At 38.7% G+C, this 592-nt stretch carries 2 tRNA genes; both read right to left on the bottom strand.

Going from position 1 to position 592, the window contains the following annotated elements:
• Positions 1-328 precede the first annotated feature (328 nt).
• Positions 329-404, bottom strand: a tRNA-Ala gene (locus tag BTN98_RS01225).
• Between the two features lie 44 nt (positions 405-448).
• Positions 449-524 (bottom strand) — tRNA-Val (locus BTN98_RS01220).
• Positions 525-592 lie beyond the last annotated feature (68 nt).

Here is a 592-nt window from a genome sequence, read left to right as displayed (position 1 = left end):
CTCTTAGTTTCCACTTAAAAAGTGGAGTAAGTTGGTCAAACAACCAAGGTTTGTGTTTAATAATCCGATCAAGAAAATATTAAACATTGGTTTTTCGCCGGACTCATTTATTTGTTTTCACTTTAAAAAGTGAAAGCAAACACAGACACTTGAATGTGTATGTTTTGAGAACTCGTTTTTATTCTTCTTTTACAAGAAGCAACAAAAACATTTTTAAAATCAATCTTTCGATTGAATTTACTAGTCAGCTTTCCAGATTGTTAAAGAGCATGCAATTATCTAATGATAACCACTTTGTAATCACACTCTTACGAATGCATTTATAAAGTGGTGGAGCTATGCGGGATCGAACCGCAGACCTCTTCGCTGCCAGCGAAGCGCTCTCCCAGCTGAGCTATAGCCCCTTAAAGTTTTACTTCTTTAGGAGAAGTTCTCTAAAAAGAGAAAGTGGTGGGCGATACCGGGCTCGAACCAGTGACCCCCTCCTTGTAAGGGAGGTGCTCTCCCAACTGAGCTAATCGCCCACGATAGTTGCTATTTGTTTTCACTTTAAAAAGTAAAACCAAACTAGCTTTCCTTCGTGGAAAGGAAA

This window comes from Photobacterium aquimaris (assembly GCF_002954455.1).
Taxonomy (GTDB): Bacteria; Pseudomonadota; Gammaproteobacteria; order Enterobacterales; family Vibrionaceae; genus Photobacterium; species Photobacterium aquimaris.
Note: the sequence above shows the minus strand (reverse complement) of the source record. Positions and strands in the feature narration are given on the sequence as shown.